This is a genomic window from Streptomyces sp. NPDC006235 (assembly GCF_040613735.1).
Classification (GTDB): domain Bacteria; phylum Actinomycetota; class Actinomycetes; order Streptomycetales; family Streptomycetaceae; genus Streptomyces.
This window is the reverse complement of the sequence record NZ_JBEXSR010000003.1, coordinates 99,972-113,763: the sequence shown is the minus strand read 5'-3', so window position 1 is coordinate 113,763 and position 13,792 is coordinate 99,972. Positions and strand designations below refer to the sequence as shown.

Annotated in this window: 9 protein-coding genes; 3 read left to right on the top strand and 6 right to left on the bottom strand. The window is 70.5% G+C overall.

The features are described 5' to 3' along the window. Positions 1-4: 4 nt before the first annotated feature. Both ABZ192_RS04600 and ABZ192_RS04595 read right to left on the bottom strand, forming a co-directional pair. Entirely contained in the window at positions 5-637 is a 633-nt protein-coding gene (locus tag ABZ192_RS04600; RefSeq protein WP_356923063.1) for a TetR/AcrR family transcriptional regulator, read from the bottom strand. A gap of 13 nt (positions 638-650) precedes the next feature. Next, a complete protein-coding gene (locus ABZ192_RS04595) occupies positions 651-1,433 on the bottom strand; it encodes an SDR family oxidoreductase (protein ID WP_356923062.1) in 783 nt (260 codons plus the stop codon). Between the two features lie 67 nt (positions 1,434-1,500). Between ABZ192_RS04595 and ABZ192_RS04590 the strand changes: the two genes are divergently transcribed. Then, positions 1,501-2,640 (top strand): acyl-CoA dehydrogenase family protein, encoded by a 1,140-nt coding sequence (locus ABZ192_RS04590; protein ID WP_356923061.1) that lies wholly within the window; start codon positions 1,501-1,503, stop codon positions 2,638-2,640. Beyond that, positions 2,640-3,605 (top strand): acyl-CoA dehydrogenase family protein, encoded by a 966-nt coding sequence (locus tag ABZ192_RS04585; RefSeq protein ID WP_356923060.1) that lies wholly within the window; start codon positions 2,640-2,642, stop codon positions 3,603-3,605. The genes ABZ192_RS04590 and ABZ192_RS04585 overlap by 1 nt, the downstream gene beginning before the upstream one ends. On the opposite strand, the gene ABZ192_RS04580 is transcribed toward ABZ192_RS04585, so the two are convergent. Next, positions 3,577-5,235 (bottom strand): cytochrome bc complex cytochrome b subunit, encoded by a 1,659-nt coding sequence (locus ABZ192_RS04580; protein WP_356923059.1) that lies wholly within the window; start codon positions 5,233-5,235, stop codon positions 3,577-3,579. The two genes, ABZ192_RS04585 and ABZ192_RS04580, sit on opposite strands and share 29 nt — an antisense overlap. 110 nt (positions 5,236-5,345) lie before the next feature. Further along, complete coding sequence (locus tag ABZ192_RS04575) at positions 5,346-6,080, bottom strand: VWA domain-containing protein (protein ID WP_356923058.1); 735 nt, start codon at positions 6,078-6,080, stop codon at positions 5,346-5,348. Positions 6,081-6,288: 208 nt separating this feature from the next. Here ABZ192_RS04575 and ABZ192_RS04570 point away from each other — a divergent pair, with 208 nt between their 5' ends. Continuing rightward, positions 6,289-7,188 carry a chitosanase gene (locus ABZ192_RS04570; protein WP_356923057.1) on the top strand — a complete coding sequence of 300 codons (900 nt, stop codon included), beginning with the start codon at positions 6,289-6,291 and terminating at the stop codon, positions 7,186-7,188. A 189-nt stretch (positions 7,189-7,377) separates the two neighbouring features. Here the strand turns inward: ABZ192_RS04570 and ABZ192_RS04565 are convergent, their stop codons facing one another. Next, positions 7,378-8,841 carry a glutamate synthase subunit beta gene (locus ABZ192_RS04565; RefSeq protein ID WP_356923056.1) on the bottom strand — a complete coding sequence of 488 codons (1,464 nt, stop codon included), beginning with the start codon at positions 8,839-8,841 and terminating at the stop codon, positions 7,378-7,380. Beyond that, positions 8,834-13,429, bottom strand: coding sequence for a glutamate synthase large subunit (gene gltB / locus ABZ192_RS04560; RefSeq protein WP_356923317.1), 4,596 nt, complete (start codon positions 13,427-13,429; stop codon positions 8,834-8,836). Before gltB ends, ABZ192_RS04565 begins: the two co-directional genes overlap by 8 nt. Positions 13,430-13,792: the final 363 nt, after the last annotated feature.

Genomic DNA, 13,792 nt, shown 5'->3' with positions numbered 1-13,792 from the left:
AGGGCTATTCGCGTACGGCGATCCCGTCCAGCACCATCGACAGGTACTGCCGGGCGATCTCGTCCGGGCTGTGCTGGCCGCCCGGCCGGTACCAGGACGCGGCCACCCACACCGTGTCGCGCACGAACCGGTAGGTGAGCCGGACGTCGAGGTCGGCCCGGAAGGCCCGCTCGGCGACGCCGCGCTCCAGGGTGGACAGCCACGCCTTCTCGAATCTGCGCTGCGACTCGGCGAGGAACCCGAACCGCTCCTGCGCCACGAGCTGCTTGCTCTCCTTCTGGTAGATCGCGACGGCCGCGCGATGCCGGTCGATCTCCCGGAACGACTCGGTGACCAGGGCCTCGAGCGTCTCGCGGGGCTCGAGTCCGGCGCCCAGGACGGTGTCGTAGCCGTCCCAGAGCTCGTCGAGGAAGGTGCGCAGGATCTCCTCCAGCATCGACTCCTTGGAGTCGAAGTGGTAGTAGAGGCTGCCCGCGAGCATTCCCGCGTGGTCCGCGATCTTGCGGACGGTGGTGGCGTTGTAGCCCTGCTCGGCGAAGACCTCGGCGGCGGTGCCGAGGAGTTCGCTGCGGCGGTCCGGGGCGGCGGGGGGCTCGGCTGTCGCGGCGGTCACCTGGGGCTTCTTCTTGGTCGGCACGCTGTCCATTGTCCTAGGGATGCTGGCTGCTGACGGAGACGACCTCGCCCGTCATGTACGAGGAGTACTCCGACGCCAGGAACACGATCACGTTGGCCACCTCCCAGGGCTCGGCGCAGCGCCCGAAGGCCTCGCGGGCCGTCAGTTCCTCCAGCAGGCCGGGGCTCGTCACCTTCGCGAGGTGGGGATGCAGAGCGAGGCTCGGCGAGACCGCGTTGACCCGCACCCCGTACGCGGCGGCCTCCATGGCGGCGCACCGGGTCAGCGCCATCACGCCCGCTTTCGCGGCCGCGTAGTGCGCCTGTCCGGCCTGGGCGCGCCAGCCGACGACGGAGGCGTTGTTGACGATCACGCCGCCGGTGTCCCGCATCCGGCGCAGGGCGGCCCGGGTGCACCTGAAGGTGCCGTTCAAGGTCACGTCGAGGACCTTCGACCACTGCTCGTCGGTCATGTCGACGAGCGGCGCGGTCCCGCCGAGGCCCGCGTTGTTGACGACGACGTCGAGCCGGCCGTGCTCCTGGACGACGGTGTCGAACAGCGCCCGCACCTGCGCCTCGTCGGTGACATCGCACACGGCGGACGCCACCGCGCCCTCGAACTCCCGGGCCAGCTCCGCCTCGTGCTCCTTCAGCCGCCGCGGGTGCGCGTCGCTGATCAGTACGCGCGCGCCTTCCTCCAGGAAACGGCGGGCGGTCGCCCCGCCGATCCCCGCGCCCGCCGCCGCGGTGATGACGGCCGTGCGCCCGTCGAGCAGCCCGTGTCCGGGAACCCTCGTCGGCGCCTCGACGTTTGTCATGGCAGCACGCTAACCTACCAAACACTTGTTAGGGAAGCCCGTCGGTGAGGGAAGGAGGACGCCGGTCGTGGATCTCACCCTCTCCCCCGCCGACGAGGCGTTCCGCGCCGAGGCCCGCGCCTGGCTGCGCGCTCACGTGCCGTCCGAGCCGCTCCCCTCCCTGGAGACCGGGGACGGCTTCGCCGCTCACCGCGCCTGGGAGGCGGAGCTGGCCGCGGACGGCTGGTCGGTGGTGAACTGGCCGAGGAAGTACGGCGGCCGGGGCGCCACACTGGTCCAGTGGCTGCTGTTCGAGGAGGAGTACTACGCGGCGGGGGCGCCCGGCAGAGTCGGGCAGAACGGCATCCATCTGCTCGCCCCGACGCTCTTCGATCACGGCACGCCCGAGCAGCGAGCCCGGGTGCTGCCCTCCATGGCCACCGCCGAGGTGGTCTGGGCCCAGGCCTGGTCGGAGCCGGAGGCGGGCTCGGACCTGGCGTCCCTGCGCTCGAAGGCCGTGCGCACCGACGGCGGCTGGCTGCTGACGGGACAGAAGACCTGGTCGTCCCGGGCCGCCTTCGCCGACCGCGCCTTCGGCCTGTTCCGCAGCGACCCGGACGCGCCGAAACCCCACCAGGGCCTTACGTACCTGATGTTCGGCCTGCGCGCCCCCGGCGTGACCGTCCGCCCCATCGCCCGCCTCGACGGGAAGCCGGCCTTCGCGGAGCTGTTCCTGGACGAGGTGTTCGTGCCCGACGAGGGCGTGATCGGCGAGCCCGGCCAGGGCTGGCGGATCGCGATGTCGACGGCGGGCAACGAGCGCGGTCTGATGCTGCGCTCCCCCGGCCGCTTCCTCGCCGCCGCCGACCGGCTCCACCGGCTCTGGCGGGCACACGGCAGCCCGGAGAGCACCCGGGACCGCGTGGCCGACGCGTTGATCGGCGCCCGCGCCTACCAGCTGTTCACCTACGCCGCCGCCTCCCGCTTCCTGGACGGCGCGTCGATCGGCCCCGAGTCCAGCATGAACAAGGTCTTCTGGTCGGAGTACGACATCGCGCTGCACGAGACGGCCCTCGACCTCCTGGGCGAGGAGGGCGAGCTCGCCGACACGGACTGGGCCGAGCGCTACGTCTTCTCCCTGGCCGGTCCCGTCTACGCGGGCACGAACGAGATCCAGCGCGACATCATCGCCGAGCGCCTGCTCGGACTGCCGAAGGGACGCCGCTGATGCGTTTCCTCCTGGACGCCGAGCAGCGCGCCTTCGTCGCCTCCCTGGACGCCCTGCTGACGGCGGCGGACACACCGGCGGTGGTGCGGGACTGGAGCCGGGGCGACCATGCGAGCGGGCGGGAGCTGTGGTCCCGTGTCGCGGAGGCGGGCGTGTTCGCGCTGGCGGTTCCGGAGGCCTACAAAGGCGGCCTGGGACCGCGTCCGGTGGAACTGGCCCTCGCCTTCGTCGAGCTGGGCCGCCACGCGGTGCCGGGGCCTCTGGTCGAGACGGTCACGGCGGCGGTGCTCCTCGGCGATGCGGACCCGGGCACGGCCGAGCGGCTGCTCCCGGCGCTGGCCTCGGGCGGGACGATCGCGACGGTGGCGCCCGAGGGGGCGTTCGCCCTGGACGGCGATGCCGCCTCCCTCCGCCTCGCCCTCTCCCCCGACGGCATCCGCCTCTCCCCCGGTCACGGCCCCGTCCGCCCCTCCCTCGACCCCGCCCGTCGCCTCACCCCCCTCGCCCCCGGCGGCGAACTCCTCGACGCCCCCACCGGACAGGCCCTCACCTGGGCCCGTCTCACCACGGCCGCTCAAGCCCTCGGCGTCGGCCTCGCACTCCTCGACACAACCGTCGGACACGTCAGGCAACGCACCCAGTTCGGCGTCCCCGTCGGCTCGTTCCAGGCGGTCAAACACCGGCTGGCCGACGCGAAGATCGCCCTGGACTTCGCACGCCCGCTGGTCTTCGGAGCCGCCCTGACCATGCGGCCGGCCGAGGTCGCCGCCGCCAAGGCAGCCGCGTGCGAGGCGGCGTACGGCACCGCCCGCACGGCGCTGCAACTGCACGGCGCGATCGGCTACACGGCGGAGTGCGACCTGTCGCTGTGGCTGACCAAGGCCCGGGCCCTGCGCACCGCCTGGGGCGATCCCCACACGTGCCGGGCCCTGGTCGTCAGTGCGGCTGGTGATCGCCGCTGGTGATCTGCCGGTACTCCTCCACCGTCGGCTTCTCGATCCGCGCGTCCGGCCCGAACATCGCCTTGGCGAGCCGGGCCCGCAGCCGCTCGGACCGCTTGACCTTGCGACGGACGCCCCCCGCGTCGACCAGGGGCCCCATCTCGTAGGGCGGATGCTGTTCGTGCTGGGTGAGGGTGAACAGCTCCGCCTGCGAGAGGGGCTCGTGCACCTCGATGTACTCGCCGTTCGGCAGCCGCTTGATGGTGCCGGTCTCCCTGCCGTGCAGCACCTTGGCGCGGTCGCGTCGCTGCAGGCCCATACAGATCTTCTTCGTGACGATGAAGGCGACGACCGGCAGCACGAAGACACCGATCCGCACGAACCAGGTGATCACGTTGATGGACAGATGCAGATGCGTGGCCACGATGTCGTTGCCGCCGCCGATCAGCAGCACCCCGTACAGCGTCAGCCAGGCCACGCCCAGGCCGGTGCGCACGGGCGCGTTGCGCGGCCGGTCCAGGATGTGGTGCTCGCGCCGGTCTCCGGTGATCCACGCCTCGATGAAGGGATAGAGGCCGAGGGCGAGCAGGATCAGCGGGAAGAGCGAGAAGGGGATGAACACGCCGAGCACCAGCGTGTGGCCCCACAGGTTGATCTCCCATCCCGGCATCACCCGGATCAGCCCCTCCGAGAACCCGAGGTACCAGTCGGGCTGGGCGCCGGTGGTGACGAGGTCGGGGCGGTAGGGGCCGAAGGCCCACACGGGGTTGATCTGGGCGATGGCGCCCATGATGGTGAGGACACCGAAGACGAGGAAGAAGAAGCCGCCCGCCTTGGCCATGTAGACCGGCAGGAAGGGCATCCCGACGACCGACCGCTCCTGGCGTCCGGGACCCGGGAACTGGGTGTGCTTGTGGTAGAAGACCAGGATCAGATGGGCGGTCACCAGGCCCAGCATGATCCCGGGCAGCAGCAGGATGTGGACGGGATACAGCCGCGAGATGATGTCCTCGCCCGGGAATTCCCCGCCGAAGAGGAAGAACGACAGGTACGTCCCGACGATCGGGACCGACAGGATCGCGCCCTGAGCGAAGCGGATGCCGGTGCCGGACAGCAGGTCGTCGGGGAGCGAGTAGCCGGTGAGGCCGGTGATGATGCCGAGCATCAGCAGGGTCCAGCCGAAGACCCAGTTGAGCTCGCGGGGCTTGCGGAAGGCTCCGGTGAAGAACACCCGCATCATGTGCACCAACATGCCCGTGATGAACACCAGGGCGGCCCAGTGGTGGATCTGCCGGATCAGCAGCCCGCCGCGCACGTCGAAGCTGATGTCCAGCGTGGACTCGAACGCCCTGGACATGAGCACGCCGTTGAGCTCCGTGTAGGACCCCTGGTAGACGACCTCCTGCATGCTCGGTTCGAAGAACAGGGTGAGGTAGACGCCGGTGAGGATCAGGACGACGAAGCTGTAGAGGGTGACCTCGCCCAGCATGAAGGACCAGTGGTCCGGGAAGACCTTGCGCATGTTGGCCTTGGCCAGCCCGTAGAGCCCGAGCCGCCCGTCCGCCCAGTCGGCGAGCTTCTCGCCCTTGCCGGCCGGAGGCGTCCGGCGAGCGGAAGCCGTCCCGTACACCCGTCGTGCGCCGTCGTCGCCCATACGTCGTCGCCTCCCCGTCGGATCCTTCCCAGCGTGGCACGGCAGCGCGGCCACGCAAATGGGGCGTATCGGCGTTTGGGCCAAGAGGCGGGTCGGTTGGGCCAGGGGAGCTAGGGCGTGTCAGGACCCCGCACGATCCCCTGGGCCCTGGCGGCCGCGAGCCACTGCGGGAACTCGGCCACCAGCCGGTCGTACAGCTCGGCGTCCGAGATCCTCCGGGGGTCCTCGCCCGCGTGGAAGAACCCGGCGTTGTCGACGATCCGTTTGCCCGGCACGGGCAGCTCGTCGAGCCTGCGCAGGAAGTCGAACTGCTTGCTGCCCGGGTCGCCGAAGCCGATGAACTGCCAGAACAGCGGCAGCCGCGCCGCCTTGCACAGGTACCGCTCCGCGGCGAGCTTGTTGATGGGCCCGCCGTCGGTCTGGAAGACCACGAGGGCCGGCTCGGTGGCCCCGCTGTCGAGGTAGTGGTCGAGGACGGCGTCCATGGCCAGGTGGTAGCTGGTCTTCCCCATGTGTCCGAGCCCGGCGACGATCCGGTCGATCCGCCCCTGGTGGCCGGCCAGCGCGATCTCGGTCTCGGCGTCGACGTCGGTGGAGAAGAACACCACCGGCACGGTGCCGTCGTCGTCGAGGTGCGCCGACAGCCCGAGCACCCGGTCGGCGAGCGCCTGCACGCTGCCGTCCTTGTAGTACGGCTTCATCGAGCCGGAGTAGTCGACCACCAGGTAGACCGCGGCACGCAGGCCGTCGAGGCCGTGCTTGCGGAGCGACACCCCGGCGCTCTTGTAGAGGTTCACCAGCGCGGGGGCGGACTCCTCCACCTTGCTCAGACTGATCGCGGCCATACGTGTCCCCCTGGATCACCGGACGTGGATGCCGAAAGTATGCCGTGGCGACCCGCCGATGGACGCGCTCGGACGCTGGCGTACGCTTACGCGCCCCTGGACCGGCGCCGGGCGCCGGTGCGGGCGGGGAGCGTGCGCCGGGCCGCTGGTGCTCCAGGCGGCCGGGACGGCGGGGTAAGTCACGGAGCTGACAGGCAGGGTGATCCCAGTGAAGCGTGCCGGTGTGGCGTTCTTCGTCGCCGTTCCCGTGGCCGCCACGGCGTTGGCCTACCTCCTCGCACCCGCGGACTCCGCCGAGCCCACGGCGAAACCCTCCGTGTCTGCCGCCCAGGCGGCCCGGGAAGAGGCCAAGCACCGGGCCGAGGTGGAGCGGGCGGAGGACGACAAGGTGATCGCCGGGCTGCCCGCGGGCCTGGCCGCCCCGGAGAAGAAGGAACTGGCGCAGCAGATCGTGGCGAGCGCCCACCAGTCGACGCTGAACTGGCGCGCCCTGTACGGCTCCATCGAGGACCTGGAGGACGGGCGGGGCTACACCGCTGGGATCGCCGGCTTCTGCACCGGCACCCACGACCTGCTCGCCCTGGTCGAGCGCTACACCGAAACCCACCCGGACAACGGCCTGGCCCGCTATCTGCCTGCCCTGCGCGAGGTCGACGGCACGGACTCCCACGAGGGCCTGGACCCCGGCTTCACCGCGGCCTGGAAGGCGGAGGCGAAGCTCCCGGCCTTCCGCAGGGCCCAGGACGAGCACCGTGACCGTTTCTCCTTCGACCCGGCGGTCCGCCTCGCCAAACTGGACGGCCTGGGCACGCTCGGCCAGTTCGTCTACTACGACGCTCTGATCTTCCACGGCCCCGACGCCGGCCCCGAGGGCTTCTACGGCCTGCGCGAACGCGCGCTGCACGTGGCGGACATACCGGCCGAGGGCGGTGGTGAGAAGGCGTACCTGGACGCCTTCCTCGACATCCGGCGCACCGCCATGGCCGCCGAGCGCACGGACACCAGCCGCATCGACACCGCCCAGCGCCGCTTCCTGAACGAGGGCAACCTGCGTCTCGAGACGCCGCTGGAGTGGGCCGTCTACGGGGACACGTACAAGGTGCCGTGACCAGGACCCGTACAGGGTGTCGTGACCGGCAGGGGAATACGGCGGCGCCTGCCCGTTCGTCCGGTCGGGGACAAGGGGCAGGCGCCGTCTCGGGGGGTCTGGGAGGGGAGCCCCCCCCAGATATCCCGCCCGTACGCCTTTGTACGGGTTGTCTGTGCGTGACCGTCAGGTCAGTTCGTCACCGGGCTCTCAGACCATCAGCGCACGGTCCGTCGGGCGGATCGGCGCGTGCAGCTCGCTGGCGCCCGTGAGGTGGCGGTCCACCCCGCGCGCCGCCGAGCGGCCCTCGGCGATCGCCCACACGATGAGCGACTGGCCCCGGCCCGCGTCACCGGCGACGAACACGCCCGGCACGTTGGTCTGGTAGTCCTCGTCGCGGGCGATGTTGCCGCGCTCGTCGAGCTCCAGGCCGAACTGCTCGACCAGGCCGTTCTCCCGGTCGGTGCCGGTGAAGCCCATGGCGAGCGTGACCAGCTGGGCGGGGATCTTGCGCTCCGTGCCCGGCTTCGGGGACAGCCTGCCGTCGATGAACTCCACCTCGGTGAGGTGCAGCCACTGCACGTTGCCGTCCTCGTCGCCCTCGAAGTGGGTCGTCGAGACCGAGTAGACGCGCTCGCCGCCCTCCTCGTGGGCCGAGGTGACCTTGTAGAGCATCGGGAAGGTCGGCCAGGGCTGGTTGACCGGATGCCGCTCGTCGTTCGGGCGGGGCATGATCTCCAGCTGCGTGACGGAGGCCGCGCCCTGGCGGTGGGCGGTGCCGACGCAGTCCGCGCCGGTGTCGCCGCCGCCGATGACCACGACGTGCTTGCCCTCGGCCGAGATGGGGGGCGCCACGAAGTCGCCCTCCTGCACCTTGTTGGCCAGCGGCAGGTACTCCATGGCCTGGTAGATGCCCTTGAGCTCGCGGCCGGGCACCGACAGGTCACGGGCCGTGGTGGCGCCGACGGCCAGGACGACCGCGTCGTAGCGCTTCTTCAGGTCCGTGGCCTTCAGGTCGCGGCCGATCTCGATGCCCGTGCGGAAGCGGGTGCCCTCCGCGCGCATCTGCTCGATACGGCGGTTGATGTGCCGCTTCTCCATCTTGAACTCGGGGATGCCGTACCGGAGGAGGCCTCCGATGCGGTCCGCGCGCTCGTAGACGGCGACGGTGTGACCGGCGCGGGTCAGCTGCTGGGCGGCGGCCAGACCGGCCGGGCCCGAGCCGACGACGGCAACGGTCTTGCCGGACAGGCGCTCGGGGATCTGCGGGGCGACGTCCCCGGTCTCCCACGCCTTGTCGATGATCGAGACCTCGACGTTCTTGATGGTGACCGGCGGCTGGTTGATGCCGAGCACACACGCCGACTCACAGGGAGCGGGGCACAGACGGCCCGTGAACTCCGGGAAGTTGTTCGTCGCGTGCAGGCGCTCCGAGGCGGCGGCCCAGTCCTCGCGGTAGGCGTAGTCGTTCCACTCGGGGATCAGGTTCCCGAGCGGGCAGCCGTTGTGGCAGAACGGGATGCCGCAGTCCATGCACCGGCTGGCCTGCTTGCTGATGATCGGCAGCAGGGAGCCGGGGACGTAGACCTCGTTCCAGTCCCTGACACGCTCCTCGACGGGGCGGGACTTGGCGACCTCGCGCCCGTGGTTCAGGAAGCCCTTCGGGTCAGCCATTGATCGCCGCCTCCATCATCTTCTCGTGGGTCTCGGTCTCGGAGAGACCGGCTCGCTCGGCGGCGTCCTTGGCGGCGAGCACTGCCTTGTACGTGCTGGGGATGATCTTGCTGAAGCGCTCGACGGCGGTGTCCCACTCGGCCAGGAGCTTCTCGGCGACGGTGGAGCCCGTCTCCTCCTGGTGGCGGCGGACCACGTCGTGCAGCCACTGCCTGTCGGTGTCGTCCAGCGCCTGGACCGCGTCCAGGTTGCCGACGTTGACGTTGTCGGGGTCCAGGTCGATGACGTACGCGATACCGCCGGACATACCGGCCGCGAAGTTGCGGCCCGTCTCGCCGAGCACCACCGCGTGACCGCCGGTCATGTACTCGCAGCCGTGGTCGCCCACGCCCTCGGAGACGACCGTCGCACCGGAGTTGCGGACGCAGAACCGCTCGCCGACCTTGCCGCGCAGGAACATCTCGCCGCCGGTGGCACCGTAGCCGATGGTGTTGCCGGCGATGACGCTGTACTCGGCGAGGTGGTCGGCCGCGCGGTCCGGACGGACGACGATCCGGCCGCCGGACAGACCCTTGCCGACGTAGTCGTTGGCGTCGCCCTCCAGGCGCAGCGTGACACCGCGTGGCACGAACGCGCCGAAGGACTGGCCGGCGGAGCCGGTGAAGGTGATGTCGATGGTGTCGTCGGGCAGGCCCGCGCCGCCGAACTTCTTCGTCACCTCGTGGCCGAGCATGGTGCCGACCGTGCGGTTGATGTTGCGGATCTGCACCTGCGCGCGGACCGGCTGGGCCTCGGTGGCGTCCGAGGCGGACAGGGCGTCCGCGGCCAGCTTGATCAGCTGGTTGTCGAGCGCCTTCTCCAGGCCGTGGTCCTGGGCGATCAGCTGGTGGCGGACCGCGCCCTCGGGCAGCTCGGGCACGTGGAACAGCGGTGCCAGGTCCAGGCCCTGCGCCTTCCAGTGGTCGACGGCCCGCGTGACGTCGAGGGTCTCGGCGTGGCCGACGGCCTCCTCGATGGAGCGGAAGCCCAGCTCGGCGAGGATCTCGCGGACCTCCTGGGCGATGTACTGGAAGAAGTTCACGACGTACTCGGCCTTGCCGGTGTACCGCTCGCGCAGCACCGGGTTCTGCGTGGCGATGCCGACCGGGCAGGTGTCCAGGTGGCAGACGCGCATCATGACGCAGCCGGAGACGACGAGCGGCGCGGTCGCGAAACCGAACTCCTCGGCGCCGAGCAGCGCGGCGATGACCACGTCGCGGCCGGTCTTCAGCTGGCCGTCGGTCTGCACGACGATGCGGTCGCGCAGGCCGTTGAGGAGCAGCGTCTGCTGGGTCTCGGCGAGGCCGAGCTCCCAGGGACCGCCCGCGTGCTTCAGCGAGGTCAGCGGGGAGGCGCCCGTGCCGCCGTCGTGGCCGGAGATGAGGACGACGTCCGCGTGGGCCTTGGAGACACCCGCGGCGACCGTGCCGACACCGACCTCGGAGACCAGCTTGACGTGAATCCGCGCCTGCGGGTTCGCGTTCTTCAGGTCGTGGATCAGCTGGGCCAGGTCCTCGATGGAGTAGATGTCGTGGTGCGGGGGCGGCGAGATGAGGCCGACGCCCGGCGTCGAGTGCCGCGTCTTGGCGACCCACGGGTAGACCTTGTGGCCGGGCAGCTGGCCGCCCTCGCCGGGCTTGGCACCCTGGGCCATCTTGATCTGGATGTCGTCGGAGTTGACCAGGTACTCGGAGGTCACACCGAAGCGGCCGGAGGCGACCTGCTTGATGGACGACCGGCGCGCCGGGTCGTACAGGCGCTCCGGGTCCTCGCCGCCCTCACCGGTGTTGGACTTGCCGCCCAGCTGGTTCATGGCGATGGCGAGCGTCTCGTGCGCCTCCTGCGAGATGGAGCCGTACGACATGGCGCCCGTGGAGAACCGCTTGACGATCTCGGAGACCGGCTCGACCTCGTCGATCGGAATGGGCTGCCGGTCGGACTTGAAGCCGAAGAGCCCGCGGAGCGTCATCAGCCGCTCGGACTGCTCGTTCACGCGCTCGGTGTACTTCTTGAAGATGTCATAGCGGCCGGAGCGCGTGGAGTGCTGGAGGCGGAAGACCGTCTCCGGGTCGAACAGGTGCGGCTCGCCCTCGCGGCGCCACTGGTACTCGCCGCCTATGTCGAGCGCGCGGTGCGCCGGGGCGATGCCGGAGGCCGGGTAGGCCTTGGCGTGCCGGGCGGCGACCTCCTTGGCGATGACGTCGAGGCCGACGCCGCCGATCTTGGTGGCCGTGCCGTTGAAGTACTTCTCGACGAAGGTCTCGTCGAGGCCGACGGCCTCGAAGACCTGGGCGCCGCGGTAGGAGGCGACGGTCGAGATGCCCATCTTCGACATGACCTTCAGCACGCCCTTGCCGAGGGCGTAGATGAGGTTGCGGATGGCCTTCTCGGACTCGATGCCGGGCAGGAAGGTGCCGGCGCGGACCAGGTCCTCGACGGACTCCATCGCCAGGTACGGGTTGACGGCGGCGGCGCCGTAGCCGATGAGCAGGGCGACGTGGTGGACCTCGCGGACGTCACCGGCCTCGACCAGCAGGCCCACCTGGGTGCGCTGCTTGGTGCGGATGAGGTGGTGGTGGACGGCCGCGGTGAGCAGCAGCGAGGGGATCGGCGCGTGCTCGGCGTCCGAGTGGCGGTCCGACAGGACGATCAGCCGGGCGCCGTTCTCGATCGCGGCGTCGGCCTCGGCGCAGATCTCGTCGATCCGCGCGGCCAGCGCGTCACCGCCGCCGTGCACCCGGTATAGGCCGGACAGGGTCGCGGCCTTGAAGCCGGGCATGTCGCCGTCGGCGTTGATGTGGATGAGCTTGGCCAGCTCGTCGTTGTCGATGACCGGGAAGGGCAGCACGACGCTGCGGCAGGAGGCCGCGCTCGGGTCGAGCAGGTTGCCCTGCGGGCCCAGCGAAGAGCGCAGCGAGGTGACGAGTTCCTCGCGGATGGCGTCCAGCGGCGGGTTGGTGACCTGCGCGAACAGCTGGGTGAAGTAGTCGAAGAGCAGGCGCGGGCGGTCCGACAGCGCGGCGATCGGCGAGTCGGTGCCCATCGAGCCGATGGGCTCGGCACCGGCCTTGGCCATCGGCGCGAGGAGGACGCGCAGCTCCTCCTCGGTGTAACCGAAGGTCTGCTGGCGGCGGGTGACCGAGGCGTGGGTGTGGACGATGTGCTCGCGCTCGGGCAGGTCGGAGAGCTCGATCTCGCCGGCCTCCAGCCACTCCGCGTACGGCTGCTCGGCGGCGAGCTGGGCCTTGATCTCGTCGTCCTCGATGATGCGGTGCTCGGCGGTGTCGACGAGGAACATGCGGCCGGGCTGCAGGCGGCCCTTGCGGACGACCTTGGCCGGGTCGATGTCCAGGACGCCGACCTCGGAGCCGAGGACGACGAGGCCGTCGTCGGTGACCCAGTAGCGCCCGGGGCGCAGGCCGTTGCGGTCGAGGACGGCGCCGACCTGGGTGCCGTCGGTGAAGGTGACGCAGGCCGGGCCGTCCCAGGGCTCCATCAGGTTGGAGTGGAACTGGTAGAAGGCGCGCCGGCTGGGGTCCATGGAGTCGTGGTTCTCCCACGCCTCCGGGATCATCATCAGCACGGAGTGCGGCAGGGAACGGCCGCCCAGGTGCAGGAGTTCGAGCACCTCGTCGAAGGAGGCGGAGTCGGAGGCGTCCGGCGTGCAGATCGGGAAGATACGGTCGATCTTCTCCTGGTCGCCGAACAGGTCGGAGACGAGCTGGGACTCGCGGGCCGCCATCCAGTTCCGGTTGCCCTTGACCGTGTTGATCTCGCCGTTGTGGGCGACGAAGCGGTAGGGGTGGGCCAGCGGCCAGCTCGGGAAGGTGTTGGTGGAGAACCGGGAGTGCACGAGCGCGATCGCGGAGGCGAAACGGCGGTCGGACAGGTCCGGGAAGAAGGGCTCGAGCTGGCCGGTGGTCAGCATGCCCTTGTAGACGATCGTCCGCGCGGACAGCGACGGGAAGTAGACGCCGGCCTCACGCTCGGCGCGCTTGCGCAGTGCGAACACCCTGCGGTCCAGGGCGACGCCCTGGGACACCCCGTCGCTGACGAAGATCTGGCGGAAGACCGGCATGGTCGACCGGGCGGTGGCACCGAGCAGCTCGGGAGCGACCGGGACCTCGCGCCAGCCGAGGACGGTCAGGCCCTCGTCGGCCGCGATCGTCTCGATCCGCGAGACGGCGTCGGTGGCGGAGTCCTCCGGCAGGAAGGCGGTGCCGACCGCGTAGGCGCCGGCCTCGGGCAGCTCGAATCCGGCCACGTCACGGAAGAAGGCGTCCGGGACCTGCGACAGGATGCCGGCGCCGTCGCCGGAGTCGGGCTCGGAGCCGGTGGCACCGCGGTGTTCGAGGTTGCGCAGGACGGTCAGGGCCTGATCGACCAGGGTGTGGGACGCCTCGCCGGTAAGGGTGGCGACGAAGCCGACGCCACAGGCGTCGTGCTCGTTGCGGGGGTCGTACATACCCTGCGCAGCAGGGCGAGCATCCATGAAGGACCAGTTCTGGCCATTCGCGGAATGCTGGGACGGCTGGCGCGGCGTACGCATCGGCTCTCCCGTCGTCGTCATGTGGCATGTGCAAGTGCCGAGGGACGACGTTGGCCCTCGCGTGATCGCAAAATTTCGTGCAGGTTACATGATGGAGCGGTTCTCGGGAACCGGGATAACCCGTTCCAACATGCGGACACCGGCGGCTCGCGGCGGGGGTACCGCACCGGCGGTGGAAGCTATGGGGGGCCTGTACGGAACGACCGGGTGAGATCGATGCCCGTCGGGCCCGGAGGCGGGACAGGCGTCTTCGCCCACCCCGCTGAGCGCGGCCACGGGCCTCGTTGCCCGCAGCGCTTACGGCTCATGCCCGGTGATTGCGCGTTCGAAACCAGCAAGTAACGGCTACTTATGCGGTCCCTC